Here is a 25230-nt window from a genome sequence, read left to right as displayed (position 1 = left end):
GGTAGCAGGTGTTTTTATTGAAAATTCAGCCGCGGTTCGGTGCGGCGGGCGCGTTCACCGGCGTGAGCGCACCGCGCCCGTCGAAGAAGGCGATCAGGTTGTCGGCCGCCAGGTTGGCCATGGCGCGGCGCGTGGGCACGGTGGCGCTGGCGATGTGGGGCGTGAGCACCACGTTGGGCACGGTCAGCAGATCAGGATGCACGCTGGGCTCGCCTTCGAACACATCCAGGCCCGCCGCCGCAATGCGCCCTTCGCGCAGGGCCACGGCCAGCGCCGCGTCGTCCACGATGCCGCCGCGGGCGATGTTGACCAGCGTGGCGGTGGGCTTCATCAGCGCCAGTTCTGCCGCCCCGATGGTGTGGTGCGACGCGGCTGTGTAGGGCACCACCAGCACCACGTGGTCGGCGGTGGCGAGCAGCTCTTGCTTGCCGACATACGTGGCCTTGCACTCGGCTTCGAGCTCGGCCGACAGGCGCGAGCGGTTGTGATACACCACCTTCATGCCAAAGCCGTGCGCGCCGCGCCGCGCAATGCCCTGGCCGATGCGCCCCATGCCGATGATGCCCAGCGTGCTGCCGTGGATGTCGCTGCCGGAGAACATGTCGTAGCTCCACTTGGTCCACTTCCCGGCGCGCAGGTAGTGCTCCGACTCCGTCATGCGGCGCGCGGTGGCCATCAGCAGCGCAAAGCCGAAGTCGGCCGTAGTCTCGGTCAGCACATCGGGCGTGTTGGTGCCCCACACGCCGGCGGCCGTCATCGCGTCCACGTCGAAGTTGTTGTAGCCCACCGCCATGTTGGCCACGATCTTCAACCGCGGCGCGGCCGCCAGCAGCGCCGCGTCGATGCGCTGGCTGCCGGTGGTGAAGGCGCCGTCCTTGTCGGCCAGGCGCTCGGCCAGCTCGGCGGGGGACCAGATGGTGTCATCGGGGTTGTCCAGCACGTCGAAATGCTGGCGCAGGCGGTCCACGATGTCCGGGAAGATCGCACGCGCGACCAGGATGCGGGGCTTGCTCATAGTCTCATCTCCAAGGTGTTCGCGAGGTCAGTCGCCCTATAAAACCGGCGCTGCCCAGGCCAGTGGCCGCCGTGCAAAGGCCGCCCTGCAGCGAGGGCGGCGTCCCCCTTCCCGCAACGCGCAGCGGTGCGAGAGAAGGGGGAAGCGGCGCAGCCGCTCAGGGGGATGTACATCATCTGAACCAGATGAATGTCATGACAAGAAACAGCGGCACCAGGATGCCGCCCGACCAGAGCATGTAGCCGAAGAAGCTGGGCATCTTCACGCCCCGGTCTTCGGCGATGGCCTTGACCATCATGTTGGGCGCGTTGCCGATGTAGGTGTTGGCGCCCATGAACACGGCGCCCGCCGAGATGGCAGCGAGCGTGGGGGCCAGCGTGGTCATCAACACGGCCGGGTCGCCGCCTGCCGTGTTGAAGAACACCAGGTAGGTCGGCGCGTTGTCGAGGAACGAGCTGAGCACGCCCGTGGCCCAGAAGTACATCGCCGGGTCGGCCGTGCCATCCGGCCGGGTGACGGCCCGCACCACGGCGCCGAACGGGCCGTCCGTGCCGGCCTTGAGCATCGCGATGACCGGGATGATGGTGAGGAAGATGCCTGCGAAGAGCTTGGCCACCTCCTGCATCGGGGCCCAGCCGAACTGGTTGTCGTCGTGGACCTTGCGCGGCGTGAGCCACAGCGATGCCAGCGTGACGGCCACAAGGCCTGCGTCCCGCACGATGCCGGGCAGGCCCACCGGGGTGCCCATCACGTCGAACACGACGGGCGACTTCCAGAACCCGCTGAGCAGTACCAGCGCCACCACCACGCCCAAGAGGGCGAAGTTGAGCTTGCCGTCAAAGCCGAAGGCGCGCGCACCGCCGGTGTCGGGCGTGGGGTCGCGCGGCAGCACCTCGGCCCCTTGCCGGTAGAACCAGGTATCGAGCGCGAAGAACAGCACCAGCAGGGTGCCGATGAGGAACAGGGTCTCCGGCAGGATGTGGCCCACGGTCCAGAAGAAGTCCACACCCTTCAGGAAGCCCAGGAACAGCGGCGGGTCGCCCAGCGGCGTGAGCGAGCCGCCGGCGTTGGAGACGATGAAGATGAAGAACACGACCACATGCACCACGTGCTTGCGGTTGTCGTTGGCACGGATCAGCGGGCGGATCAGCAGCATGGACGCGCCGGTGGTACCCATGAAGCTGGCCAGCACCGCGCCCAGGGCCAGCAGCCCCGTGTTCAGCCCCGGGCTGCCGTGCAGGTTGCCGCGGATGTAGATGCCGCCCGCCACGGTGTACAGCGCGGTGAGCAGGATCACGAAGGGGATGTACTCCGCCAGCAGCGCATGCACCAGGTTCGCGCCCGCCACCGCCGGCCCGAAGGCCGCGGCGAAGGGCAGCAAGAACGCCAGGCCCCAGGCAGCGGCTACCTTGCCGAAGTGGTGGTGCCAGAAGATGGGCGCGAGCAGCGGCATGAGCGCGATGGACAGCAGGATGCCCGCAAACGGCACGCCCCACAGCACCGACAGCGTGCTCCCGTCCAGATCGGCGGCCATCGCACCACCGGGCCATGCCGCGAACCAAAGCGCCACGGCCGACAGCCTGCGCGCCGACTTCAAGATATGCGTTGTCTCCATCTCGCTCCAATAATCATTTGTGTCGCCCCATCGCGAGGTGCCGACGGGTGCCGATGAATGCCGCCGATGCGACGGAATGCGGCCCAATGCCGCCGGGCACCGGCAAAGCACACGCCCTGCTGGCCCCGCCCCGCTGGATCAGGCGGTCTGGGGAATATCGAACACCTGGCGCAGGTACGCCAGGTACTTTTCATCGTCGCACATGCCCTTGCCCGGCGTGTCCGACAGCTTGGCCACGGGCTGGTCGTTGCAGCGGGTCATCTTGATGACGACCTGCAGCGGCTCATGCGCGGGCGGGCTGCCCAGGTCGTTGGTCAGGTTGGTGCCGATGCCGAACGCCAGCTGGCAGCGCCCGCGGAACTGCTGGTACAGCTCGACGGTGCGCGGCACCGTGAGCGCGTCGCTGAAGATCAGCGTCTTGGTCAGCGGGTCCACGCGGTTCTTGCGGTAGTGCTCCAAGAGGCGCTCGCCCCAGGCGAAAGGGTCGCCGCTGTCGTGGCGCGCGCCGTCGAACAGCTTGCAGAAGTACAGGTCGAAGTCGCGCAGGAAGGCGCTCATGCCGTACACGTCCGACAGGGCGATGCCCAGGTCGCCGCGGTATTCCTTGGCCCACACTTCGAAGCCGAAGACCTGGCTGTCGCGCAGGCGCGGGCCCAGGGCCTGGCAGGCCTGCAGGTACTCGTGCGCCATGGTGCCGAGCGGGGTCACGCCCAGCTTCATCGCGTACAGCACGTTGCTGGTACCGGCGAACTGGCCAGGCCCTGCCGGCGCGCCGGGGCGGCGGTCGCCCGTGCCCAGGCGGGCCACCAGCACGCGCAGCACTTCCTCGTGCCAGGCGCGGCTGAAACGGCGGCGCGTGCCGTAGTCGGCGATCTTGAGGTCCGACAAGCCCTCGGCCTGCAGCTGCGCGATCTTGGTATCCAGGCGCCGGCGGCCTTCGGGAAAATCAGGCACCTTCTGCGTGTTGCGGAAGTACACCTCGTTGATGATCGCCAGCACCGGGATCTCGAACAGGATGGTGTGCAGCCAGGGCCCGCGGATGGCGATGTCGATCTCTCCGTTGTGCAGCGGCGTGACGGTGATGTATTTCTCGTTGAGCCTGAACAGCCCCAGGAAGTCCACGAAATCGCTCTTGATGAAGCGCATGGACCGCAGGTAGGCCAGTTCCGCGTCCTGGAAATGCAGGCTGCACAGCGAACGGATCTCGTCCCGGATCTCGTTGGCGAACGGCGCCAGCTGCACGCCCGGGTTGCGGCACTTGAACTTGTATTCGACCTGCGCTCCCGGAAACTGGTGCAGCACGACCTGCATCATGGTGAACTTGTACAGGTCGGTGTCGAGCAGGCTGGTGATGATCATGGACGGTGCGGGCGCAGAGAAGGCCGGGGACGCAGGGGGCCGTACAGCAAAGCCGCAAAGTGTAGGCCATGCCGCCGTGCGGCGCTGGGAAGCCCCTTGGGACCCGACGCACCCCGCGCACGCGGCGTTTTCAAGCCCAAAACCGCCCTGCCGCTTGATGGTCGAGCGCGAGGAGCTATTAAATCAATAGCACCCGCAATGCAGGCGCTCAGCCCGTGACCACCAGCGCCTGCAGCACCTGGCGCAGTGCGTCGGGCACCGGCACGGGGCGGCGGGTTTCACGGTCCACGTACACATGGATGAAGTGCCCGGCGGCGGCGGTCATGGGCTCGCCCTGCGCGAACAGGCCCACTTCGTAGCGCACGCTGGAGCTGCCCAGCTTCGCCACCCGGATGCCTGCCTCCACCGTCTGCGGGAAGGCCAGCGGCGCGAAGTAGTTGCACTGGGTCTCGATCACGAGGCCGATGGTGCCGCCCGCGTGGATGTCGAGCACGCCCTGCTCGATGAGGTGCGCGTTCACCGCCGTGTCGAACCAGCTGTAGTAGACGACGTTGTTCACATGGCCGTAGACGTCGTTGTCGGCCCAGCGCGTGGTGATGGGGCGAAACGCGCGGTAGGCGCTGCGCGGCTGCGGCGCCGGGCGTGCTGCCGTGGGGGCGGCCGCGGTTGCCGCGGGAGCAGCTGCGGTCGCGGTGTCTGGACGGGTGGCGTGGGGGGTGCTGGCGGCGGACGTCATGGCCGCACATTCTGCCAGCGCTGGTGGTACTCCCAGGCCACGCGCCAGGTGTTGAGCTGCGCCGTCAGGGTGTCTTCCATGTCGCGCCCGTAGCCGCCCGCCATCGCGAAGACCAGCGGAAGCCGCCGCTGCCAGGCCCAGTCGAAGACGTGGCGGTCCCGCGCTTCCAGGCCGTCGTGCGTGAGGCCCAGGCGGCCCAGGCGGTCGCCTTCGTGCGGGTCGGCGCCGGCCAGGTAGAACACCAACTGCGGGGTGAAGCGTTGCTCCAGGGCGTCCAGCGCGTGCGACAGCGCCTCCAGGTAGGCGTTGTCGGTGCAGCCGTCGGGCAGCTCCACATCCAGGTCGCTGGCCTCCTTGCGAAACGGAAAGTTGCGCGCGCCGTGCAGCGACAGCGTGAACACGCTGTGGTCGCCCTGAAAGATGTGCGCCGTGCCGTTGCCCTGGTGCACGTCCAGGTCGATGACCGCCACCCTGAGCGGCTGGGTGTGGCGGCCCCGCGCCCTGGCGCGCTCCACCTGCATCAGCCGCGCGGCCACCGCCACGTCGTTGAACACGCAAAAGCCGCTGCCCTTGTGGGCGTACGAATGGTGCGTGCCCCCGGCCAGGTTGCCCGCCACGCCTTCCTGGAGCGCGACGCGGCTCGCAGCCACCGTGGCGCCCACCGAGCGGCGGGCGCGCTCGGCCATGGCGGGGCTCCAGGGGAAGCCGATCTCGCGCTGCGCCGGGGCGGGCAGCGTGCCGTCGGCAATGGCGTCGATGTAGCTGCTGTCGTGCGCCAGGGCCAGTTCGCTGTCGGCGGCGGGCTGCGCCACCTGCAGCGACACGCCCGGCAGGTGCTGGGCGATGCGGTCGCGCAGCAGGCGGTACTTGGCCATGGGAAAGCGGTGGCCTTCGGGCAGGGGCAGCACAAACTGGTCGGCGTAATAGGCGTGCATGACGCGATTGTGGCAAGCCGCGGATTCCTGAGGGCGCGCCTCTAATTTGCTGCATCGCAACAAAAACCTCTTGCAAACCCGCACCAAGTCCCTAAAATTCGATCCATGCTGCACTGCAACATGACTTGATGAGTCAGGGCCAGCGCAGATGTCTTGTGAACCACCATGGCCCGCCGGGCCCCATTCTTAGGAGATATGACATGACGCTGACCGCTGAACAAATCCTCGCTTCCCACAAAGCCAACCTCGAAACCCTGTTCGGTCTGACGACCAAGGCTTTCGAAGGCGTGGAAAAGCTCGTCGAGCTGAACGTGACCGCCTCGCGCGCCGCACTGACCGAAGCCGCCAACCACAGCCAGGCTGTGCTGGGCGTGAAGGACGCGCAAGAGCTGCTGGCCCTGCAAGCCGGCCTGTTCCAGCCCCTGGCTGAAAAGACCGCTGCCTACAGCCGTCACCTGTACGACATCGCCTCCGGCACCGGCGCCGAATTCGGCAAGGCTTTCGAAAGCCAGGCTGCTGACGCCCAACGCGCCTTCACCGGCCTGGTCGACAGCGCCGCGAAGAACGCTCCCGCCGGTTCCGAAACCGCCGTCGCCGTGATGAAGAGCGCCGTCTCTGCCGCCAACAACGCTTTTGAATCGGTCCAGAAGGCTGTCAAGCAAGCGTCCGACGTGGCCGAAGCCAACTTCAACGCCGTGGCCAGCACCGCTGCCAACGCCGCCAAGACGGCCGCTCCCCGCAAGCGCTGAGCCCAGGGCACGCGGTCTGGAGAGCAACCTCTAGGCCGTTTTCAGGGCTTACCCTGATAATCCCATCACGCGCTGCAGCCCCGGTTGCAGCGCACGAGTTGTCTCCTTGGATCCTCGCGAAACCCCCGTTTCCAGGATCCCTTCAAAGCCCGGTTCTGCCGGGCTTTTTTTTGCCTGCGCGCCGGGTGGCCCGGGCCGCAGCGCAGGTGTGGCGCCTGGCACACCCGCTACCCATCTCCACGGTGACCCAGGTCAGCACTGCCCCCGCATACCCATAGAAACCCAGACGTTTATTAAGAATAATTCGCGTTTGGTTTTATCATCCGGGTGTTACAAACCCCGAAAGACGCATCCATGTCGAAGACCGTGAAAGCCCTGCTCTGCACCTGCGCACTGGCCGCCGCCGCTGGCGCCGTTTCTGCCCAGGAGCAGGTCGTGAACCTCTACTCGGCCCGCCACTACTCCACCGACGAAGCGCTGTACACCGGCTTCACCAAGGCCACCGGCATCAAGATCAACCGCGTGGATGCGGACGACGCAGGCATCCTGGCCCGCCTGAAGGCCGAAGGCGCGGCGTCCCCCGCCGACGTGATCCTGCTGGTCGATGCCGCCCGCCTGTACAAGGGCGAGGTGGACGGCCTGTTCCAGCCCGTCAAGTCCCAGGTGCTGAACGACGCCATCCCTGCCAACCTGCGCAGCACGCCCACCGCGGACGGCAGCATCGCCTGGTACGGCCTGTCCACCCGGGCCCGCGTCATCGTCTACAACAAGATCAAGGTCGAAAAGGCCGACGTCGACACCTACGAAGAGCTGGGCGACCCCAAGAACAAGGGCAAGCTGTGCATCCGCTCCGGCTCGCACCCGTACAACCTGAGCCTCTTCGGCGCCGTGACCGAGCACCTGGGCGAGCAAAAGGCCGAGGCCTGGCTCAAGGGCATGGTGGCCAACCTGGCCCGTCCTCCCAAGGGCGGCGACACCGACCAGATCAAGGCCGTGGCCTCGGGCGAATGCGATATCGCCGTCACCAACAGCTACTACCTGGCGCGCATGATGCGCTCCAACAAGCCCGAAGACGTGGCCGTGGTCAACAAGGTGGGCGTGGTGTTCCCCAACCAGGAGTCCTGGGGCACCCACCTGAACATCGCCGGCGGCGCCGTGGCCAAGCACTCCAAGAACCAGGCCAACGCCGTCAAGTTCCTGGAATACCTGGCCAGCCCCGAAGCGCAGAACTACTTTGCCAACGGCAACAACGAATGGCCCGCCGCCAAGGGCGTGGCGCTGGATAACCCCGCACTCAAGGCCATGACCAACAACAAGCCTTTCAAGAGCGAAACCATCCCGATCAGCGCCGTCGGCGCCAACGTGACCAAGGTGCAGCAGATGCTGGACCGCGTGGGCTTCCAGTAAGTCGAAACATAAGCAGCCCCTGCCCGCAGCCGCCCTGGCTGCGCGCGGCAGCCCCCAGCAGCCCGGTAACGCCGGGCTGCTTTTTTTGCGCCTGCAAAGCTGCAAGGCACAGCGGCACATCGGCCATAATTGACGTTTACGTTAACGTCACTTACAGGAGACACCTCATGGACATCAAGGGCAAGGTATTCATCGTCACCGGCGGCGCATCGGGCCTGGGCGAAGGCACGGCGCGCATGCTGGCCGCGCAGGGCGGCACGGTGGTCATCGCCGACATGCAGGCCGACAAGGGCGAAGCCGTGGCCCGCGACATCGGTGGCGCCTTCGTGAAGTGCGACGTGAGCAACGAGGCCGACGGCCAGGCCGTGGTGGCCAAGGCCGTGTCCCTGGGCAAGCTGATGGGCCTGGTCAACTGCGCCGGCATCGCACCGGCCGAGAAGACCGTGGGCAAGAACGGCGCGCACGCGCTGGCCGTGTTCAGCAAGACCGTCACGGTCAACCTGATCGGCAGCTTCAACATGATCCGCCTGGCCGCCGAAGCCATGAGCAAGAACGAGCCCGAGGCCACCGGCGAGCGCGGCGCCCTGATCTCCACCGCCAGCGTGGCCGCCTACGACGGCCAGATCGGCCAGGCGGCGTATGCAGCCTCCAAGGGCGGCGTGGTGGGCATGACCCTGCCCATCGCCCGCGACCTGGCCCGCAACGGCATCCGCAACATGACCATCGCCCCCGGCATCTTCGGCACGCCCATGCTGTTCGGCATGCCGCAAGAGGTGCAGGACGCACTGGCCGCTGGCGTGCCATTCCCCAGCCGACTGGGCACACCGCAGGACTACGCCAAGCTCGTGCAGCACATTTTTGAGAACGACATGCTCAACGGCGAGGTGATCCGCCTGGACGGCGCGATCCGCCTGGCGCCGAAGTAATTCACCCCGTGAGTCGCTTCGCGCCTCGGTGCCCCCGCCAGAAGCGCTGGCTCTTCGGGCACATCCAACGCTGCGCAGCAGGCTTGGAGCCGCGGCCCTCGGCCCCCTCTCGTCTCGCTGCGCGAGTGGAGAGGGGGCGCTCCCAGAGCACGTAAGCAAAGCGCCGCCTGCGCGGCTTGGCGGCCCTCGCGCGGGAGCACTGGCTTTGGTCGCGCCAGTGTCAAGAGTCGGCTACCGCGCTTCTTGCCCGAGCCCCAAAGCGCAGCAGCAGCGCCATCGATGCCGCACACACCAGTGCCGCCACCGCAACCGACATCCATAGCGCTGCCGCCGCACCATACCCATCCATGACCGCCGCATAGACCACCGGCGCACAGGCCGACAGCACAAAGCCGGGTGCGACCAGACGCCCGACGAACGCGCCGTAGGTGCGGTGGTCGAAAAGCACCAGCGGCAGCGTGCCGCGCGCAATGGTGAGCAGGCCATTGCACGCGCCGTACAGCAGCACGAACACCCAGGCCGCAGCCAACACCTGCCCCGACGCTGCGCCTGCCAGGAAGGCCAGCGGCAGCAGCGCGCAGGCCGATGCCCCCAGTGCGAGCGGATGCAGCCTGGCGCCGAACAGCACCTCGGCCACCCGTGCCGCCGACTGGCCCACGCCGCGCAGCGATGCGACGCCCACCGCCAATGGCAGCGCCAGGCCCAGGCCTGCCAGCAGCCCCACCAGGTGCGCCGACATGCCTGCATTCAGAAAATTCACGAGCGTCGTCATCGCGGCAAAGAGCACGGCCGCGAGCGCGCGCTCGGCCCCTTCTCGGGCCAAGGGTTCGGGGTGCGCGGGCAAGGCCGCTGCGGCAGCTGGGTCGCCGTCGCTGAATGCGGCCGCCGGGCCCGGCAGCGCCAGGTGCAGCGGCACCGTCAGCAGTGCCAGCCCTGCATACACAAGCAAGGCCACGCGCCAGCCGGCCCCGTCCGCCATGGCATGCCCCAGCGGCCAGAAAGCCGTCGCCGCCAGGCCGCCCAGCAGCGTGATCTGCGCCATGGGACGGCGCGCGTGCGGCCCCGCCCAATGGGCCAGCGCCGCAAAGGCTGCGTCGTACAGCGTCAGGCGCATCGCCAGTCCCATCACCGCCCACGCGGCGTAATACAGCACCACCCCATGGGCGGCGGCAAGGCCCAGGCAGCCAGCGGCCAGCCCCAGCGATCCCCACACCATCACCCGGCGCCCACCCCACCGGTCCACCCAGCGCCCGGCGGCGGCAGAGACGCACCCCATCACCAGCAATGCCACGGCGAAGCCGCCATGCACGGTGGTGCGCGCCCAGCCCAGGTCCTGCACCATGGCCTCGCCCAGTGCGCCGATCAGGTAGTACGAAATGCCCCAGCAGATGAACTGCGAAACTCCCAGGCACAAGACCACGCGACCGCTCAGGTGCGGAGCGCGCGCCGCGGTGGCCGCGCCGCCGGCAAGGCCTGGCACTACGCCACCCCGCGCGTTCCGGGTGCTGCACCACCCGGTGCGCGGGCCGGCAGCGCGCCATCGCCGACGCCCAGCGGGCGCTGCATCAGCACGGTGTCCAGCCACCGGCCTTTCTTGAAGCCCACCGAACGCAGCGCACCGATGCGTTCAAAACCCATGCGCGCATGCAGCGCCAGGGAGCCAGCGTTTTCGTCGCCCTGCCCGACCACGGCGAGCATCTGGCGCCACGGCCCGGGCTCGCACTGCCGGATGACCGCGCCCAGCAGCGCCGCGCCGATGCCACGCCCCGCAAGGCCCGGCGCGACATACACGGAATCTTCCACCGTGTGCCGGTACGCCGAACGGGCGCGGTACGGCGTGGCGTAGGCAAACCCGACCACCTGGCCCTCCAGCTCTGCCACGAGATAGGGCAGCCCTGCAGCCAGCACCGCCGCGTGGCGCGCGCGCAGGTCGTCGACACCGGGGGGCACCTCTTCGAACGAGGCCAGCCCATGCAGCACATGGTGTGCGTACAGCGCCTGGATGGCCGGCAGGTCGCCGTCGTGTGCGGGGCGCACGGCGCATGCCTTGGAGGGCGCTCCGCCCGCAGCGCCGGGCGCTGAATGCCCGGCCGGGGTGCCTGCGGAGAGAGAAGACAAGGAAGATGGGGTGGGCGTCAAGGTGTGCATGGCTGTCAGTGTGGCCAGATCCTTGCCATAAAAGAAGCTTTCTCAATTTATGCAAAGTATGAGAAATTCTTTGGTATGGAACGCATCAACCTCGACCAATTGCACGGCTTTGCCACCGCCATCGAACTGGGCAGCTTTTCTGCCGCGGCGCAGCGCCTGGACCTGACCCAACCGGCCGTCAGCCTGCAGGTGCGCCAGTTGGAAAAGCGCCTGGGCACCGTGCTGATCGAACGGGTCGGCCGGGTGCTGCGGCCCACGGCAGCGGGCGCCGAGTTGCTGACGCATGTGGGGCGCATCGATGCCGCCGTGAGCGAGGCGATCGACGCCGTGTCGCGCCATGCCGACGGCAGCACCGGCCGCGTGCGCCTGGGCACGGGCGCCACGGCCTGCATCTTTCTGCTGCCCCCGGTGCTGCGGTCACTGCGGAAGCGGTTTCCGGGCCTCGACATCACGGTGAGCACGGGCAACACCGCAGACATCGTGCAGGCGGTGGAAGGCAACCTGCTGGACCTGGGCCTGGTCACGCTGCCCGCCAGCGGGCGGATGCTGGAGGTGATACCCGTGCTCAAGGACCCCTTCGTCGCCATTGCGCCCCAGGGCACAGGGCTGCCCGCACGCGTCACCGCGAGGGAACTGGCGCGCCACCCGGTACTGCTCTATGAGCCCGGCGGCCAGACCCGGCGCCTCGCGGACGCCTGGTTTGCGCGGGCCGGCGTGGCGCTGCAGCCTGCCATGTCGCTGGGCAGCGTGGAGGCGATCAAGGAGCTGGTCGCTGCAGGGCTGGGCTGCGCCGCGCTGCCGGGCATGGCGGTGCAAGGCGCGCACCGTGGACATGGTGGACATGGCGGCACGCTGGAAGTGCGGCCCTTGTCGCCACCCCTGCGCCGCACCCTGGCCGTGGTGATGCGCCGGGACAAAAAGCTGCACTGGGGGTTGCGCGAGACAGTGGCAGCGCTGCGTGCGGTGGAATGAGGAGGTGATGGCAGGTGTGGGTCGCGTGCCATTGGCTTGGAGCGCATGCAGAAGCGCCACGGCAAGCACACACCCCTGGACCCGCACCGGAAAACCCAAGGCCGAACGCGGCCACATCCAACAACGGATTACCCAGCGGCAGAGAATCGCCACCGGCATGTCACGCGGTCCGCCTTTTCGGTCTGCCATTTATCGGTGCCGAGGTTTTACCACTGCGCATGCGGTAGAAAAACAGGCAGGCAAAGAAAAACGGACTGCAGTCATGAAAACTGCAGTCCGTTTATTTTTGATCACCCCACAACAAAATCTGCTGCGTGGCGAAAATCTGGCGGAGTGGACGGGACTCGAACCCGCGACCCCCGGCGTGACAGGCCGGTATTCTAACCAACTGAACTACCACTCCTGGCAGGCAGCTTTCGCTTGCATTTCATCAACACAAGCCAAGCGCTACAACTTGGCGACCCTACGGGGATCTTGAGCGATGCGTCGACCGGGNCTTGGCGACCCTACGGGGATTCGAACCCCGGTACTCACCGTGAAAGGGTGATGTCCTAGGCCTCTAGACGATAGGGTCAAAACCTTGGAACTAACCGACAACAAACTGTGGTGGAGGTAAACGGGATCGAACCGATGACCTCTTGCATGCCATGCAAGCGCTCTCCCAGCTGAGCTATACCCCCACGGATCTCTGGACGAATCCAAAGAAAAACCCTTGCATATCAAAGACCTGCAAGGGCTTTTGACTGGCGGAGTGGACGGGACTCGAACCCGCGACCCCCGGCGTGACAGGCCGGTATTCTAACCAACTGAACTACCACTCCTGGCAGGCAGCTTTCGCTTGNCTGGCGGAGTGGACGGGACTCGAACCCGCGACCCCCGGCGTGACAGGCCGGTATTCTAACCAACTGAACTACCACTCCTGGCAGGCAGCTTTCGCTTGCATTTCATCAACACAAGCCAAGCGCTACAACTTGGCGACCCTACGGGGATTCGAACCCCGGTACTCACCGTGAAAGGGTGATGTCCTAGGCCTCTAGACGATAGGGTCAAAACCTTGGAACTAACCGACAACAAACTGTGGTGGAGGTAAACATGGTGCGCGATCTCGCCGCCGGCANCGGTATTCTAACCAACTGAACTACCACTCCTGGCAGGCAGATTTCGCTTGCATTTCATCAACACAAGCCAAGCGCTACAACTTGGCGACCCTACGGGGATTCGAACCCCGGTACTCACCGTGAAAGGGTGATGTCCTAGGCCTCTAGACGATAGGGTCAAAACCTTGGAACTAACCGAACTCAAATTGTGGTGGAGGTAAACGGGATCGAACCGATGACCTCTTGCATGCCATGCAAGCGCTCTCCCAGCTGAGCTATACCCCCACTGAATGACTCTCAACACACTGTGTTTGTTGTCATCATCTGAGCCTTGAATTATAGACAGATTTTTAGCGGTTTCGCAAACGCGCTACAACTTTTTCACGTCCGACCAATTCCAGCACCGCATCGACCGATGGCGTGTGGGCCGTCCCTACCGTCAGCACGCGCGCGGGCATGGCCAGTTGCGGCATCTTCAGGCCCTGGCTCGCCAGCACCTGCTTGAACGCAGCGCTGATGGAGGCCTTGTCCCATTCGCAGGCAGACAGGGCATCTGCCAGTGCATCCAGTGCGGGGGCGATAGCTTCGGTGACATGCTGGGCGCGCTCGGCGTCCACCGGGGTCACGTCGCCGTAGAACACCTGCGCCCAGTTGGCGAGGGCCACGGTGGTGTCGCAGCGGTCCTTGAACAGTGCGCAGATGCGCACCAGCCGGCCGTCGGCCAGCGCCTGCGCAGAGATGCCCCGCTGCTGCAGCTGCGGCGCCACCAGGGCGGCCAGTGCATCGTCGGCCAGGGCCTTGATGTGCTGCGCATTCACCCAGCGCAGCTTGGCTTCGTCGAACTGCGCGGCGCTGCGGCCCAGGTGGTCCAGGTTGAACCAGGCCAGAAACTGCTCGCGGCTGAAAATCTCGTCGTCACCGTGGCTCCAGCCCAGGCGCGCCAGATAGTTGACCATGGCATCGGGCAGATAGCCTTCGTCACGGTACTGCGTGACGGGTTTGGCGCCGTTGCGCTTGCTCATCTTCTCGCCCTGCTCATTGAGCACGGTGGGCAGGTGGGCGTACACCGGTGGTTCCTTGCCCAGCGCACGGAAGATGTTGATCTGGCGCGGCGTGTTGTTCACATGGTCGTCGCCGCGGATCACGTGGGTGATGTCCATGTCGATGTCGTCCACCACCACGCAGAAGTTATAGGTGGGCGTGCCATCGGGGCGCGCGATCACCAGGTCATCGAGTTCGTCGTTGCTGATCTCGATGCGGCCCTTGACCTTGTCGTCCCAGGCGACCACGCCGCCCTGCGGGTTCTTGAAGCGCAGCACGGGCAGCACGCCTTCGGGGATGGCGGGCAGGGTCTTGCCGGGCTCGGGGCGCCAGGTGCCGTCGTAGCGCGGCTTTTCCTTGGCGGCCATCTGCTTCTCGCGCAGGGCATCGAGCTCGGCAATGCTCATGTAGCAGGGGTACACCAGGCCCGTGGCCTTGAGGTCTTCGAGCACGGCGCGGTAGCGGTCCATGCGCTGCATCTGGTAGAACGGGCCCTCGTCGGGCTGCATGTTCAGCCACTCCATGCTCTCCAGGATTACGTCCACCGCCACCTGGCTCGAGCGCTCGACATCGGTGTCTTCGATGCGCAGGATGAAGTCGCCGCCCATGGCGCGCGCAAAGGCCCAGGGGTACAGCGCCGAGCGGATGTTGCCCAGGTGGATGAAGCCGGTGGGCGACGGTGCGAACCGGGTGCGCACGCGGCCGGTGGCGGGGGTGGAGGTGTTGTTCTGGTCGGTCATAGTCTTGCTGAATGGGCCGCCCTGCCCTGGCCAATGCCGGGGGTGCACAGGCGGCGGTCAATGCCAAATGATAAATGCCGTGCCGCGGGCGGATGTCCGCAGGCCTGAAACGGCACGGGCGCCCCGACTGGTCGGCGCGCCCATGGGCGGATATTCAGTGAGCAAAGCGCGCGGTGCACAAAGCGCCGCACCAAAAACTATCCTGCGGATTTGGATTCAGCCGGATAACTAGGCGGGGAGCCGCAGACAGTGCTGTAGCACGGCAAGGCTCCCCAACGACGTTAGCCGGTTGAAGGTAAAGCCGCGTCACGCGTCCTGGGCGTTGGGCAGGGCCAGGCGGGAGGTGTCTTCCTCGTTCTCTTCCACACCCACGCGGCCTTCGTTCAGGCGCACGATGTCTTCGGCGGTGATGTCGCCCGTGACGTAGGTGCCGTCAAAGCACGATGCGTCGAAGCCGACGATCGCCTTGTTGAGCGAGCCCACGGCCTTCTTCATGCCGTCCACGTCCTGGTAGATCAGCGCGTCGCAGCCGATGACCTGGCGGATCTCCTCGACGGTGCGGCCATGCGCCACCAGTTCGCTGCTGGTGGGCATGTCGATGCCGTACACATTGGGGTAGCGCACCGGTGGCGCGGCGCTGGCCAGGTAGACATTGCGCGCACCGGCATCGCGCGCCATCTGCACGATCTCGCGGCTGGTGGTGCCGCGCACGATGGAGTCGTCCACCAGCAGCACGTTGCGGCCCTTGAACTCGCTGGCGATCACGTTGAGCTTCTGGCGCACGGATTTCTTGCGCACGCCCTGGCCGGGCATGATGAAGGTGCGGCCCACGTAGCGGTTCTTCACGAAGCCTTCGCGGTACGGCACGCCCAGCAGGTGCGCCAGCTGCGTGGCGCTGGGGCGGCTCGACTCGGGGATGGGGATGATCACGTCGATCTCGCTGGGCGGCACGGTGGAGACCACGCGCTTGGCCAGGGCCTCGCCCAGGTTCAGGCGGGCCTGGTACACCGAGATGCCGTCCAGGACCGAATCGGGGCGCGCCAGGTAGACGAACTCGAAGATGCAGGGGTTGAGCTGCGGGTTCTCGGCGCACTGGGCCGAATGCACGGTGCCATCGAGCGTGATGAACACGGCTTCGCCGGGCTCGACGTTGCGTTCGAACACGTGCGAGGTGCCTTCCAGGGCCACCGATTCGCTGCCCACCATGACGTTGCCGTCCGCACTGCGGCCGATCGCCAGCGGGCGGATGCCGTGCGGGTCGCGGAAGGCCAGCAGGCCGTGGCCGGCGATCATGGCGATCACGGCATACGAGCCCTTGATGCGCTTGTGCACGGCGCGCACGGCGGTGAAGACATCTTCGGGGCGCAGCGGCACGCCGGCCGTGGCACGCTCGAGCTCGTGCGCGAACACGTTGAGCAGCACTTCCGAGTCGCTCTCGGTGTTGGTGTGGCGGTGGTCGGTCTGGAACAGCTCCGTGCGCAGGGTCTGGGCGTTGGTCAGGTTGCCGTTGTGCACCAGCACCAGGCCGAAAGGCGCATTCACGTAGAAGGGCTGGGCCTCTTCCTCGCTGTAGGCATTGCCGGCGGTGGGGTAGCGCACCTGGCCCAGGCCCACGTTGCCGGGCAGGGCCCGCATGTTGCGCGTGCGGAACACGTCGCGGACCATGCCCTTGGCCTTGTGCATGAAGAACTTGCGGCCCTGCTGGGTCACGATGCCTGCTGCGTCCTGGCCGCGGTGCTGCAGGAGCAGCAGTGCGTCATAGATCAGCTGGTTGACGGGCGTTGTGCTGACGACGCCGACGATTCCACACATAAGTTTTTTCCATCCGTTTGCGGGAACAGCCCCGCGGTAATGACACAACGGCAGCTTCTGGCCGCCGCCACGTCGATATCCATCTCAGGAAGGCAGATGCCTTCCAAATTCTTCCGGTAACGCCGGTTTCAACCCCTTGAGCAACTCGGCCAATACCGGCGCACCCCACGACTCCTGCCACCAGGGCGCCTCATGCAAGGGCGTGAGGCCCGCCACCACGGCCACGGCCAGCAGCAGCACCAGGCCCCGGAGCACCCCGAACACCGCACCCAGCGTGCGGTCTGCAGGGCGCAGCCCGATGGCCTCGACCAGTTTCTTGGCCAGCCAGGTCAGAAGGCCACACGCAAACACCGACGCCACAAACACCACTGCAAATCCGGCGGCGTAGCGCAGCGACCCGGCCGACTCGCCCATCGGCAGCAGGGCCGCCATGTCTTCGGCGAACCATTGCGCCACAAAAAATGACACCACCCACCCGAGCAGCGACAGCACCTCGAACACCAGGCCGCGCCACGCGCCGATCAGCATCGACGCCAGCAGCACCGCCACAAAAATCCAGTCCAGGGCCGCCACGGACACGTTCGGTCAGCTGCTGCGGGGCCTAGAGCGTCAGCACGGAAGCCGACAGGTCCAGCGCCTTGATGCGGGCGGCGGCCTTGTCGGCCTCGGCACGGTCGGCGAAGGGCCCGACGCGAACCCGCGTGCGCTTGCCATCCTTGGTGTCCACTACCTGGGTATAGGTTTTCATGCCGGATCGCTCGACCTTGGTGCGTGCCTCGCGGGCCTTTTCGGCGTCGGCGAAGGCACCCACCTGCACGATGAACCGGCTTTCGTCGGTCTTGGCCGCAGTGGCTGGCGCTGCGGGCTCGGCCTGGCGGCCTTCGAGCAGTGCACGCGCGCGCGCCGCATCGTCGGGCCGGGTGACCGGCTTGTGCTCTGGCGCAGGTTTGGGTTCGGGCTTGGGCTCCGGCTTCGCTTCAGGCTTGGCGGGCGTGGCTGCAGCCACTGCAGGCCTGGATGCTGCGGGGCGCGACGAGCCTTGCACCAGTTCTTCGCCATCCGTCAGTCCATTGCCGGGCGAGGCGCTGCGGGAAGGCGTCGGTGCCGGTGCCGGTGCCGGTGCCGGTGCCGGCGCGGGTGCCGGGCGCTGGGCAGGCGCGGCAGTCTCTGCAGCCGGAGGCGTTGCGGGCCGGGGCGCGGCAGCTGCGGGCGCCTGCGCCACCGGGCCAGGCACCACCAGCGGTGCGACCTTGTTGCGGTCGGGGATCTCGATGGGAATGTCGACCGGGATCGGCCGGGGCTGCGTGTCGAACAGCATGGGAAAGCCGATGACGCCCACCAGCACCAGCACAGCCGCACCGATGAGCCGGTGGCGGGCACGCCGCCGCATCACTTCGATGCTGTCCGCCTGCGGGGCACGCGGACGCTTGGCGGGCTTTTCGGCCGGCGCCTGCTCACTCTGACCGGGCCAGCGAAACTTGAAAAATGCCATGGAGTAACGACTCGTTCAGACCTCGGATGCGTCCCTATTGGCCCAGATGTTTGGCGTGCAGGCGGGGTGTGCCGTTGACCAACACACCGCCCACCGTGAAAAACGAGCCAAAGACCACGATTCTATCAGCGGGGTCTGCCGCCTCGACCGCCGCCTGCAGGGCTGCCACGGGGTCCGGGTGCAAGCTCGACTCCACATCGCGGCGCCCGCCCGCCACCATGTGCACGGCGTTCCATTTCTGCTGCAGCACGGCTGCCGTCTCGGCCCGGGGCGTGGGCAGGTTGGTGAAGTACCAGCGGTCGATCAGCGGCCCCACCTTGGCCAGCATGGGCGCGAGGTCCTTGTCGGCCATGGCGCCAAAGACGGCGTGGGTGGTCGGAAAGAACCCCATCGCATCCAGATTGGCCGTGAGCGCCGCCACCGAATGCGGGTTGTGCGCCACGTCCAGCACCAGCGTCGGCTGGCCCGGCACGATCTGGAAGCGGCCGGGCAGCTCGACCATGGCCAGGCCGTTGCGCACCGCCTGGGCGGTGACGGGAATGCGTTCGCGCAGAGCTTCGAACGCCGCCAGCACGCCCGACGCGTTGATCAGCTGGTTGGCGCCGCGCAGCGACGGGTAGGCCATGCCAGCGTAGCGGCGGCCCCGCCCGGCCCAGCTCCACTGCTGCTTGTCGCCCGAAAAGTTGAAGTCCTTGCCAAAGCGCCACAGGTCCGCCCCGATCTCCAGGGCGTGGTCGACCACGCTCTGCGGAGCCATCGGGTCGCTGACCACCACGGGTCGGCCGGTGCGCATGATGCCGGCCTTTTCGCGGCCGATGCTCTCCCGGTCAGGGCCCAGGAACTCGGTGTGGTCGATGTCGATGCTGGTGATGATGGCGCAGTCGGCATCGATCACGTTGGTGGCGTCGAGCCGCCCGCCCAGGCCCACCTCCAGGATGGCCAGGTCCAGGCGCGACTGGCTCATCAGGCGCAGGATGGCCAACGTGGTGAATTCAAAATACGTGAGCGAAATTTCATCGCCGTTTTGCACCCTGGCGCTTTCCACGGCAGCGAAGTGCGCTATCAAATCAGAAGCACCCACGATCTCGCCATGGATGCGGCAGCGTTCTTCAAAGTGCACCAGGTGGGGCGAGGTGTACACCCCCGTGCGGTAGCCCGACTGCAGGGCCACGGCCTCCAGCATGGCGCAGGTGGAGCCTTTGCCGTTGGTGCCTGCCACGGTGATCACGGGGCAGTCGAAGCGCAGCGCCATGCGCTGGGCCACCTCGCGCACACGGTCGAGGCCCATGTCGATGTTGCGGGGGTGCAGCTGCTCGCAGTGGCGCAGCCAGTCTTCCAGGGTGTGATGGGTGGTGTGCATACAGGGCGGGATTGTCGCCCACCGCGCAATTGCCGGATGATGTGCGCCATGACAACCTCACACATCACTCTCTACGGCATTCCCAACTGCGACACGGTCAAGAAATCCCGCGCCTGGTTCACGGAACAGGGGCTGGAGCACGTGTTCCACGACTTCAAGAAACAGGGCGTGCCCGCCGACCGGTTGCCCGGCTGGATGAACGCCGTAGGCTGGGAAAAGCTCGTCAACCGCCAGGGAACCACCTGGCGCAAGCTCGACTCTGACACCCAGTCGGCCGTGAAGGACGAAAGCAGTGCCAGCACCCTCCTCCAGGCCCAGCCCAGTGTCATAAAGCGCCCGGTGGTGGAGTGGCGCCAAGGCGGCAAGACCCATGTTTCAGTGGGTTTTGTGCCTAATCAATGGCTGGCTTGGCGCGGAGAGGACGAAAAAGCCTGAATCAATGCGTGAAGACCGGAGATATCGCACAAATCTTTACGCAGATTTACGGCTTCACGGACCGGAATTGACCTCGCAGGCCTAAACTTTTCCACAGTCTGGTGCGTTATGTACCGACCCGAAAGGAGTTTCTCCATGAAAAAGATCGTCATTTTTTCCGCCATCGCAGCCGTTGCCACGGTGGCCAGCGCTCAGGAACAGGGCCGCGTGCTGTCGGCCACGCCTGTCGTGCAGCAAATCGCCACGCCCCAGCAGGTCTGCGGCAATGAAACCGTCTACAACGGCAACCGCACGACCGGCGCTGGCGCCGTGGTGGGCGCGATTGCCGGCGGCGCAGCCGGCAATGCCATCGGCAAGGGCAGCGGCCGGGCCGCCGCCACAGCCATTGGCCTGATCGGTGGCGCCGTGATCGGCAACCAGATCGAGGGCGGCCAGCCGCAGTACCAGAACGTGCAGCGCTGCACCACCGAGACGTACTACCAAAACCGCACCGTGGGCTACGACGTGGTCTATGAATATGCCGGCCGCCAGTACACCACCCGCACCCAGCATGACCCAGGCCGCTGGATTCCGGTGAGCGTGCAACCCGGCCAGACCTATTCCACGCAGCCCGACCCGTATGCGTCCCAGGGCGTGTACAGCCAGCCTGGCGTGGTCACGTCGACCTACCCGGTGCAGCCTGTGTACCAGCAGCCCACGTACGTGACGCCGCCCGTGACAGTGATCGAGTACGGGTACGACCGCCCCTACCACCACCGCAATCCCTACTGGCGCTAAGCCCCTCGCAGGGCCCGCTTCGTAGCCCAAAAGAGCCCTTTGAGGGCTCTTTTTTCATGGCCTTTGCAAACCCGCAGCGCCGCACCGCACAAACACTGCGAGCGCGCTGTCGGGCAGGCCACGCCCCCTGCCCTAAAATCGCCGGTTTCCTCCAACCCAAACCAGCGCATCCATGACCACCGAAAAAATCGACGGCGTGTCCGTCACCACCCAGGCCAACGTGTACTTTGACGGCAAGTGCGTGAGCCACGGCATCACCTTCCCTGATGGCACGAAGAAGTCGGTGGGCGTGGTGCTGCCCGCAACGCTCACGTTCAACACCGGCGCGCCGGAAATCATGGAATGCGTGGCGGGCTCGTGCGAGTACAAGCTCGACGGCACCGACAGCTGGGTGAAGTCCGCGGCGGGCGAGAAGTTCAGCGTGCCGGGCAACTCCAAGTTCGACATCCGCGTGACCGAGGCGTACCACTACATCTGCCATTTCGGCTGATCCGGCCCCTCCCCTTCGACGACGACGACAACGGACACCGCAATGGCCACCATTCTCCAAAACCTGCCCACCGGCCAGAAGGTCGGCATCGCCTTCTCCGGCGGCCTCGACACCAGCGCAGCCTTGCACTGGATGAAGCTCAAGGGCGCCGTTCCCTATGCCTACACCGCCAATCTGGGCCAGCCCGACGAGCCCGACTACGACGCCATCCCGCGCAAGGCGATGGAATACGGCGCCGAGAAGGCCCGCCTGATCGACTGCCGCGTGCAGCTGGCCCACGAAGGCATCGCCGCCCTGCAGGCCGGCGCCTTCCACATCTCCACCGGCGGCCTGACCTACTTCAACACCACGCCCCTGGGCCGCGCCGTGACCGGCACCATGCTCGTGGCGGCCATGAAGGAAGACGACGTCAACATCTGGGGCGACGGCTCGACCTTCAAGGGCAACGACATCGAGCGCTTTTACCGCTACGGCCTGCTGACCAACCCGTCGCTCAAGATCTACAAGCCCTGGCTGGACCAGCTGTTCATCGACGAACTGGGCGGCCGTGCCGAGATGTCGGCATTCATGACGCAAGCCGGCTTCGGCTACAAGATGAGCGCCGAGAAGGCCTACAGCACCGACAGCAACATGCTGGGCGCCACGCACGAGGCCAAGGACCTGGAGTTCCTCAGCAGCGGCATCCGCATCGTGAACCCCATCATGGGCGTCGCGTTCTGGAAGGACGATGTGGCGGTCAAGGCCGAGGAAGTCTCGGTGACCTTCCACGAAGGCCAGCCCGTCGCCCTGAACGGCAAGGAATTCAACGACCCGGTCGAGCTGATCCTGGAAGCCAACCGCATCGGCGGCCGCCACGGCCTGGGCATGAGCGACCAGATCGAGAACCGCATCATCGAAGCCAAGAGCCGCGGCATCTACGAAGCCCCGGGCCTGGCGCTGCTGCACATCGCCTACGAACGCCTGGTGACCGGCATCCACAACGAAGACACCATCGAGCAGTACCGCATGAACGGCCTGAAACTCGGCCGCCTGCTGTACCAGGGCCGCTGGTTCGACCCCCAGGCCATCATGCTGCGCGAAACCGCCCAGCGCTGGGTGGCCCGCGCCGTCACCGGCACGGTCACGCTGGAACTGCGCCGCGGCAATGACTACTCGCTGCTGAACACCGAATCGCCCAATCTGACCTACGCGCCCGAGCGCCTGTCGATGGAGAAGGTGGAAGACGCGCCTTTCAGCCCGCTGGACCGCATCGGCCAGCTGACCATGCGCAACCTGGACATCTCGGACACGCGCAACAAGCTGGGCGTGTACGCCAAGTCAGGCCTGCTGTCGCTGGGCGGCAACGCGGCCCTGGCGCAGCTCGATAACGACCGCAAGTGAGGCCCAGGTGGGTGCGGCACCGGAGAGCAATCCCGGCCGCCCCCGCCCCACCCACCTGCCATGGTGCCACGGAGCACGGCTCCCCAGGCTGCACCAGTGTTCCCTAGGCACAAAAATAGCCCCTACCGCTTGATAGACAAGCGCTAGCAGCTATCAAATAAGTAGCAAAGCCACCGATCAACAGATCCGGTGGCTTTTTTCATGGTGAGGGGCTCCGTGCACCCCCACCCGGCTGGGGCACCGCCAGGCCGAACGCGCTACACCACCACCGGCTCAGGCTCCAGCCGGATGCCGAAGCGCTCGTAGACGCTGGTCTGGATCGCCTTGGCCAGGGTCATCACCTCGCCGCCGGTCACGCTGTCGGCGCCCCGCCCCCGATTCACCAGGACCAGCGCCTGCTTTTCGTACACGCCCGCCTTGCCGATGGACTTGCCCTTCCAGCCGCAGGCGTCGATGAGCCAGCCGGCGGCCAGCTTGATGCTGCCGTCCGGCATGGGGTAGTGCACGATGCGCGGCTCGCGGGCGATGATGTCGGCGCACTGGTCGGGCGAGACGGTGGGGTTCTTGAAGAAGCTGCCGGCGTTGCCCACCACCGCGGGGTCGGGCAGCTTGGCGCGGCGGATCTCGCAGATCCAGTCGAAGATCTGCTGGGCGGTGGGCTGCTGCACGCCCTCGTCGGCCATGCGCCGCTCCAGGTCCACGTAGCCCAGCACCGGCTTCCAGGGCTTGGGCAGATGAAACCGCACATGGGTGATGACGGCCCGCCCTTCCAGGCCCATGCCGCGCGGCAGGCCGTCCGCGCCCACGGCGTCCGAGGGCGCGGCGTGCTTGAACACCGAGTCCCGGTAGCCGAAGCCGCACTGCGCCGCATCGAGCGTGAAGGTGCGGCCTGTCGCCAGGTCGATGGCGTCCAGCGACTCGAAGCGGTCCTGCAGCTCCACGCCGTAGGCGCCGATGTTCTGCACAGGCGATGCCCCCACCGTGCCCGGGATGAGCGCCAGGTTCTCCAGCCCCGGAAAGCCGTTCGCCAGCGTCCAAGCCACGCAGTCGTGCCAGGCCTCGCCGGCGCCGGCCTCCACGATCCAGGCCTTGGACGTTTCTTCCACCAGGCGCAGGCCCTTGATCTCCATCTTGAGCACCACGGGCTTCACGTCGCCCGTGAGGATGATGTTGCTGCCGCCGCCCAGCACGAACTTGGGGGCTGGCGCGAGCGCAGGATCGGCCAGCACGGCCAGCACGTCTTGCGCGGAGTGCACACGCACCAGCGTCTGGGCGCGCGCAGCGATGCCAAAGGTGTTGCAGGGCTGCAAAGGGGCGTTTTTCTCGACTACCATTGGCCCGATTGTCGCATCGGGCCTTGCGTGCCCCTTGCCCACACCCCCCGTTTCCCCGAGATTGATTGAGAGTAGTCACCATGCCATCTTTTGACACCGTCTGCGAAGCCAACCTGGTCGAAGTGAAGAACGCGGTCGAGAACACCGCCAAGGAAATCGCCACCCGTTTCGACTTCAAGGGCACATCGGCCAGCATTGAAATCAAGGACAAGGACATCACCCTGATCGGCGATGCCGACTTCCAGCTCACCCAGATCGAAGACGTGCTGCGCAACAAGCTCACCAAGCGCAATGTGGATGTGCGCTTTCTGGACATGGGCGACGTGCAGAAGATCGGCGGCGACAAGGTCAAGCAGGTCATCAAGGTGAAGAACGGCATCGAGAGCGAGTTGGCCAAGAAGATCCAGAAGCTGCTCAAGGAGAGCAAGCTCAAGGTCCAGGGCGCCATCCAGGAAGACAAGGTGCGCGTGACCGGCGCCAAGCGCGACGACCTGCAGGCCGCCATGGCTCTGATCCGCAAGGATGTGACGGACGTGCCGCTGTCGTTCGACAACTTCAGGGACTAGGCCTGTGTGGCAACTCCCTGAGGCGCTGCGCGCCTTCCCCCTTCTCTCGCGCTTTGCGCGGGAAGGGGGACGACGCCAGCGCGGCGGGGCGGCCCTTGCGCGGCGTCTGCTGGCTTTGGCAGCGCCGGTATCCACGGGCGCGCGTTGTACGACGCACATTGGCAGCACATCCATGAAAACCAGACTCCTCCTGCCACTCGCTCCCGTCATCGCCGCCTTGTGCCTGGCACCTGCCTGGGCGCACGCCCAATCGGTGGGCATTGCGGGCATGCTGGGCAGCAAGGCGCTGCTGGTGGTGGATGCGCATCCGCCGCGGGCATTGGGCGCGGGGGATGAGTTCCAGGGGGTCAAGGTACTCTCCGTGGGCAAGGAGGAAGCCACGGTCGAGGTCAAGGGCGCACAGCGCGTGCTGCGCCTGGGCGAGGCGCCGGTGAGCGTGGGCAGGAAAGGTGGCAGCGGCCGGCGCGTGGTGCTGATGGCGGACAGCAGCGGGCACTTCGTGAACAGCGGCATGATCAATGGCCGAGTGATGCAGTACATGGTGGACACCGGTGCCACTTCCGTGGCTATCGGACGCAACGACGCGGACCGCCTCGGCTTGAAGTACCAAAGTGGACAACCCGTGCGCATGAACACCGCCAATGGCGTGTCGCAAGGCTGGCGGATGAAGCTCGACTCGGTGCGCATCGGCGACGTCGAAGTGTTCGGGATCGAAGCCGTGGTCATGTCGCAACCCATGCCCTACATACTGTTGGGTAACAACTTGCTGAACGAATTCCACATGACCCGCAACAACAACGAGATGGTGCTGGAAAAGCGCAACTGACGCGCAGCCAGCACGCCC

General features: G+C 66.2%; 23 protein-coding genes and 8 tRNA genes. 10 read left to right on the top strand and 21 right to left on the bottom strand.

Annotated features, from left to right (window positions below; all coding sequences use genetic code 11):
- Positions 1–25: 25 nt before the first annotated feature.
- The 5 genes from ASG27_RS18740 to ASG27_RS18715 all read right to left on the bottom strand — a co-directional run bounded on the left by ASG27_RS18740 (position 26) and on the right by ASG27_RS18715 (position 5660).
- Positions 26–1015, bottom strand: a complete 990-nt coding sequence (locus ASG27_RS18740) for a 2-hydroxyacid dehydrogenase (protein ID WP_056419273.1) — start codon at positions 1013–1015, stop codon at positions 26–28.
- A gap of 172 nt (positions 1016–1187) precedes the next feature.
- Positions 1188–2549 carry a sodium:proton antiporter gene (locus ASG27_RS18730; RefSeq protein ID WP_056419270.1) on the bottom strand — a complete coding sequence of 454 codons (1362 nt, stop codon included), beginning with the start codon at positions 2547–2549 and terminating at the stop codon, positions 1188–1190.
- Between the two features lie 219 nt (positions 2550–2768).
- Positions 2769–3989, bottom strand: coding sequence for a nicotinate phosphoribosyltransferase (gene pncB, locus ASG27_RS18725; protein ID WP_056419266.1), 1221 nt, complete (start codon positions 3987–3989; stop codon positions 2769–2771).
- A 208-nt stretch (positions 3990–4197) separates the two neighbouring features.
- A complete protein-coding gene (locus tag ASG27_RS18720) occupies positions 4198–4725 on the bottom strand; it encodes an acyl-CoA thioesterase (RefSeq protein ID WP_056419263.1) in 528 nt (175 codons plus the stop codon).
- On the bottom strand, positions 4722–5660 hold the full coding sequence (locus ASG27_RS18715; RefSeq protein ID WP_056419259.1) for a histone deacetylase family protein: 939 nt from the start codon (positions 5658–5660) through the stop codon (positions 4722–4724). The genes ASG27_RS18720 and ASG27_RS18715 overlap by 4 nt, the downstream gene beginning before the upstream one ends.
- Before the next feature lie 200 nt (positions 5661–5860).
- On the opposite strand from ASG27_RS18715, the gene ASG27_RS18710 reads away from it, so the two are divergent.
- From ASG27_RS18710 to ASG27_RS18700, 3 genes are all read left to right on the top strand, one after another.
- Positions 5861–6409 carry a phasin family protein gene (locus ASG27_RS18710; RefSeq protein WP_056419257.1) on the top strand — a complete coding sequence of 183 codons (549 nt, stop codon included), beginning with the start codon at positions 5861–5863 and terminating at the stop codon, positions 6407–6409.
- 354 nt (positions 6410–6763) lie between these two features.
- Positions 6764–7816 (top strand): extracellular solute-binding protein, encoded by a 1053-nt coding sequence (locus tag ASG27_RS18705; RefSeq protein WP_056419255.1) that lies wholly within the window; start codon positions 6764–6766, stop codon positions 7814–7816.
- 167 nt (positions 7817–7983) lie between these two features.
- Positions 7984–8742 carry a 3-hydroxyacyl-CoA dehydrogenase gene (locus ASG27_RS18700; RefSeq protein WP_056171789.1) on the top strand — a complete coding sequence of 253 codons (759 nt, stop codon included), beginning with the start codon at positions 7984–7986 and terminating at the stop codon, positions 8740–8742.
- A 220-nt stretch (positions 8743–8962) separates the two neighbouring features.
- Here the strand turns inward: ASG27_RS18700 and ASG27_RS18695 are convergent, their stop codons facing one another.
- Both ASG27_RS18695 and ASG27_RS18690 read right to left on the bottom strand, forming a co-directional pair.
- A complete protein-coding gene (locus tag ASG27_RS18695) occupies positions 8963–10222 on the bottom strand; it encodes an MFS transporter (protein ID WP_235504077.1) in 1260 nt (419 codons plus the stop codon).
- Complete coding sequence (locus ASG27_RS18690; RefSeq protein WP_235508471.1) at positions 10222–10860, bottom strand: GNAT family N-acetyltransferase; 639 nt, start codon at positions 10858–10860, stop codon at positions 10222–10224. The genes ASG27_RS18695 and ASG27_RS18690 overlap by 1 nt, the downstream gene beginning before the upstream one ends.
- A 105-nt stretch (positions 10861–10965) precedes the next feature.
- Here ASG27_RS18690 and ASG27_RS18685 point away from each other — a divergent pair, with 105 nt between their 5' ends.
- Positions 10966–11862: a LysR family transcriptional regulator gene (locus ASG27_RS18685; protein WP_056419248.1), complete on the top strand. Its 897-nt coding sequence runs from the start codon at positions 10966–10968 to the stop codon at positions 11860–11862.
- A gap of 326 nt (positions 11863–12188) precedes the next feature.
- Here ASG27_RS18685 and ASG27_RS18680 read toward each other — a convergent pair.
- The 13 genes from ASG27_RS18680 to folC form a co-directional block, all read right to left on the bottom strand.
- Positions 12189–12265, bottom strand: a tRNA-Asp gene (locus ASG27_RS18680).
- Between the two features lie 95 nt (positions 12266–12360).
- Positions 12361–12436, bottom strand: a tRNA-Glu gene (locus tag ASG27_RS18675).
- A gap of 30 nt (positions 12437–12466) precedes the next feature.
- A tRNA-Ala gene (locus ASG27_RS18670) sits at positions 12467–12542 on the bottom strand.
- 64 nt (positions 12543–12606) lie between these two features.
- Positions 12607–12683 (bottom strand) — tRNA-Asp (locus tag ASG27_RS18665).
- Between the two features lie 22 nt (positions 12684–12705).
- Positions 12706–12782 (bottom strand) — tRNA-Asp (locus ASG27_RS18660).
- A gap of 52 nt (positions 12783–12834) precedes the next feature.
- Positions 12835–12910 (bottom strand) — tRNA-Glu (locus tag ASG27_RS18655).
- Between the two features lie 152 nt (positions 12911–13062).
- Positions 13063–13138 (bottom strand) — tRNA-Glu (locus ASG27_RS18650).
- Positions 13139–13168: 30 nt separating this feature from the next.
- A tRNA-Ala gene (locus tag ASG27_RS18645) sits at positions 13169–13244 on the bottom strand.
- A 65-nt stretch (positions 13245–13309) separates the two neighbouring features.
- The gene (gene gltX, locus ASG27_RS18640; RefSeq protein ID WP_056413527.1) at positions 13310–14740 is read right to left on the bottom strand and encodes a glutamate--tRNA ligase; all 1431 of its coding nucleotides are present in this window, start codon (positions 14738–14740) and stop codon (positions 13310–13312) included.
- Between the two features lie 306 nt (positions 14741–15046).
- A complete protein-coding gene (gene purF, locus ASG27_RS18635; RefSeq protein ID WP_056413532.1) occupies positions 15047–16552 on the bottom strand; it encodes an amidophosphoribosyltransferase in 1506 nt (501 codons plus the stop codon).
- A gap of 84 nt (positions 16553–16636) precedes the next feature.
- The gene (locus ASG27_RS18630; protein ID WP_056413852.1) at positions 16637–17125 is read right to left on the bottom strand and encodes a CvpA family protein; all 489 of its coding nucleotides are present in this window, start codon (positions 17123–17125) and stop codon (positions 16637–16639) included.
- A gap of 28 nt (positions 17126–17153) precedes the next feature.
- Positions 17154–18044: an SPOR domain-containing protein gene (locus ASG27_RS18625; RefSeq protein WP_056413536.1), complete on the bottom strand. Its 891-nt coding sequence runs from the start codon at positions 18042–18044 to the stop codon at positions 17154–17156.
- 34 nt (positions 18045–18078) lie between these two features.
- The gene (folC, locus tag ASG27_RS18620; RefSeq protein WP_056413538.1) at positions 18079–19404 is read right to left on the bottom strand and encodes a bifunctional tetrahydrofolate synthase/dihydrofolate synthase; all 1326 of its coding nucleotides are present in this window, start codon (positions 19402–19404) and stop codon (positions 18079–18081) included.
- A gap of 48 nt (positions 19405–19452) precedes the next feature.
- Here folC and ASG27_RS18615 point away from each other — a divergent pair, with 48 nt between their 5' ends.
- From ASG27_RS18615 to argG, 4 genes are all read left to right on the top strand, one after another.
- On the top strand, positions 19453–19839 hold the full coding sequence (locus tag ASG27_RS18615; RefSeq protein ID WP_056413855.1) for an arsenate reductase: 387 nt from the start codon (positions 19453–19455) through the stop codon (positions 19837–19839).
- A 135-nt stretch (positions 19840–19974) separates the two neighbouring features.
- On the top strand, positions 19975–20616 hold the full coding sequence (locus tag ASG27_RS18610; RefSeq protein ID WP_056171798.1) for a glycine zipper 2TM domain-containing protein: 642 nt from the start codon (positions 19975–19977) through the stop codon (positions 20614–20616).
- A 172-nt stretch (positions 20617–20788) separates the two neighbouring features.
- Positions 20789–21106, top strand: a complete 318-nt coding sequence (ppnP, locus tag ASG27_RS18605; protein WP_056413542.1) for a pyrimidine/purine nucleoside phosphorylase — start codon at positions 20789–20791, stop codon at positions 21104–21106.
- Between the two features lie 42 nt (positions 21107–21148).
- Positions 21149–22486: an argininosuccinate synthase gene (argG, locus tag ASG27_RS18600; protein ID WP_056413545.1), complete on the top strand. Its 1338-nt coding sequence runs from the start codon at positions 21149–21151 to the stop codon at positions 22484–22486.
- A 257-nt stretch (positions 22487–22743) separates the two neighbouring features.
- Here argG and murB read toward each other — a convergent pair whose 3' ends face one another.
- The gene (murB, locus tag ASG27_RS18595; protein WP_056413550.1) at positions 22744–23820 is read right to left on the bottom strand and encodes a UDP-N-acetylmuramate dehydrogenase; all 1077 of its coding nucleotides are present in this window, start codon (positions 23818–23820) and stop codon (positions 22744–22746) included.
- Between the two features lie 80 nt (positions 23821–23900).
- Here murB and ASG27_RS18590 point away from each other — a divergent pair, with 80 nt between their 5' ends.
- A complete protein-coding gene (locus ASG27_RS18590; protein WP_056413553.1) occupies positions 23901–24386 on the top strand; it encodes a YajQ family cyclic di-GMP-binding protein in 486 nt (161 codons plus the stop codon).
- Positions 24387–24558: 172 nt separating this feature from the next.
- Complete coding sequence (locus ASG27_RS18585) at positions 24559–25212, top strand: retropepsin-like aspartic protease family protein (protein ID WP_056413556.1); 654 nt, start codon at positions 24559–24561, stop codon at positions 25210–25212.
- Positions 25213–25230 lie beyond the last annotated feature (18 nt).

This window comes from Acidovorax sp. Leaf191 (genome assembly GCF_001424425.1).
Classification (GTDB): domain Bacteria; phylum Pseudomonadota; class Gammaproteobacteria; order Burkholderiales; family Burkholderiaceae_C; genus Acidovorax.
Note: the sequence above shows the minus strand (reverse complement) of the source record. Positions and strands in the feature narration are given on the sequence as shown.

Excerpts from the sequence above, each read along its gene's own strand:
- ASG27_RS18740 (WP_056419273.1), bottom strand. The coding sequence starts at position 1,015 with ATGAGCAAGCCCCGCATCCTGGTCGCGCGTGCGATCTTCCCGGACATC.
- ASG27_RS18730 (WP_056419270.1), bottom strand. The coding sequence starts at position 2,549 with ATGGCCGCCGATCTGGACGGGAGCACGCTGTCGGTGCTGTGGGGCGTG.
- pncB (WP_056419266.1), bottom strand. The coding sequence starts at position 3,989 with ATGATCATCACCAGCCTGCTCGACACCGACCTGTACAAGTTCACCATG.
- ASG27_RS18720 (WP_056419263.1), bottom strand. The coding sequence starts at position 4,725 with ATGACGTCCGCCGCCAGCACCCCCCACGCCACCCGTCCAGACACCGCG.
- ASG27_RS18715 (WP_056419259.1), bottom strand. The coding sequence starts at position 5,660 with ATGCACGCCTATTACGCCGACCAGTTTGTGCTGCCCCTGCCCGAAGGC.
- ASG27_RS18710 (WP_056419257.1), top strand. The coding sequence starts at position 5,861 with ATGACGCTGACCGCTGAACAAATCCTCGCTTCCCACAAAGCCAACCTC.
- ASG27_RS18705 (WP_056419255.1), top strand. The coding sequence starts at position 6,764 with ATGTCGAAGACCGTGAAAGCCCTGCTCTGCACCTGCGCACTGGCCGCC.
- ASG27_RS18700 (WP_056171789.1), top strand. The coding sequence starts at position 7,984 with ATGGACATCAAGGGCAAGGTATTCATCGTCACCGGCGGCGCATCGGGC.
- ASG27_RS18685 (WP_056419248.1), top strand. The coding sequence starts at position 10,966 with ATGGAACGCATCAACCTCGACCAATTGCACGGCTTTGCCACCGCCATC.
- gltX (WP_056413527.1), bottom strand. The coding sequence starts at position 14,740 with ATGACCGACCAGAACAACACCTCCACCCCCGCCACCGGCCGCGTGCGC.
- purF (WP_056413532.1), bottom strand. The coding sequence starts at position 16,552 with ATGTGTGGAATCGTCGGCGTCGTCAGCACAACGCCCGTCAACCAGCTG.
- ASG27_RS18625 (WP_056413536.1), bottom strand. The coding sequence starts at position 18,044 with ATGGCATTTTTCAAGTTTCGCTGGCCCGGTCAGAGTGAGCAGGCGCCG.
- folC (WP_056413538.1), bottom strand. The coding sequence starts at position 19,404 with ATGCACACCACCCATCACACCCTGGAAGACTGGCTGCGCCACTGCGAG.
- ASG27_RS18615 (WP_056413855.1), top strand. The coding sequence starts at position 19,453 with ATGACAACCTCACACATCACTCTCTACGGCATTCCCAACTGCGACACG.
- ASG27_RS18610 (WP_056171798.1), top strand. The coding sequence starts at position 19,975 with ATGAAAAAGATCGTCATTTTTTCCGCCATCGCAGCCGTTGCCACGGTG.
- ppnP (WP_056413542.1), top strand. The coding sequence starts at position 20,789 with ATGACCACCGAAAAAATCGACGGCGTGTCCGTCACCACCCAGGCCAAC.
- argG (WP_056413545.1), top strand. The coding sequence starts at position 21,149 with ATGGCCACCATTCTCCAAAACCTGCCCACCGGCCAGAAGGTCGGCATC.
- murB (WP_056413550.1), bottom strand. The coding sequence starts at position 23,820 with ATGGTAGTCGAGAAAAACGCCCCTTTGCAGCCCTGCAACACCTTTGGC.
- ASG27_RS18590 (WP_056413553.1), top strand. The coding sequence starts at position 23,901 with ATGCCATCTTTTGACACCGTCTGCGAAGCCAACCTGGTCGAAGTGAAG.
- ASG27_RS18585 (WP_056413556.1), top strand. The coding sequence starts at position 24,559 with ATGAAAACCAGACTCCTCCTGCCACTCGCTCCCGTCATCGCCGCCTTG.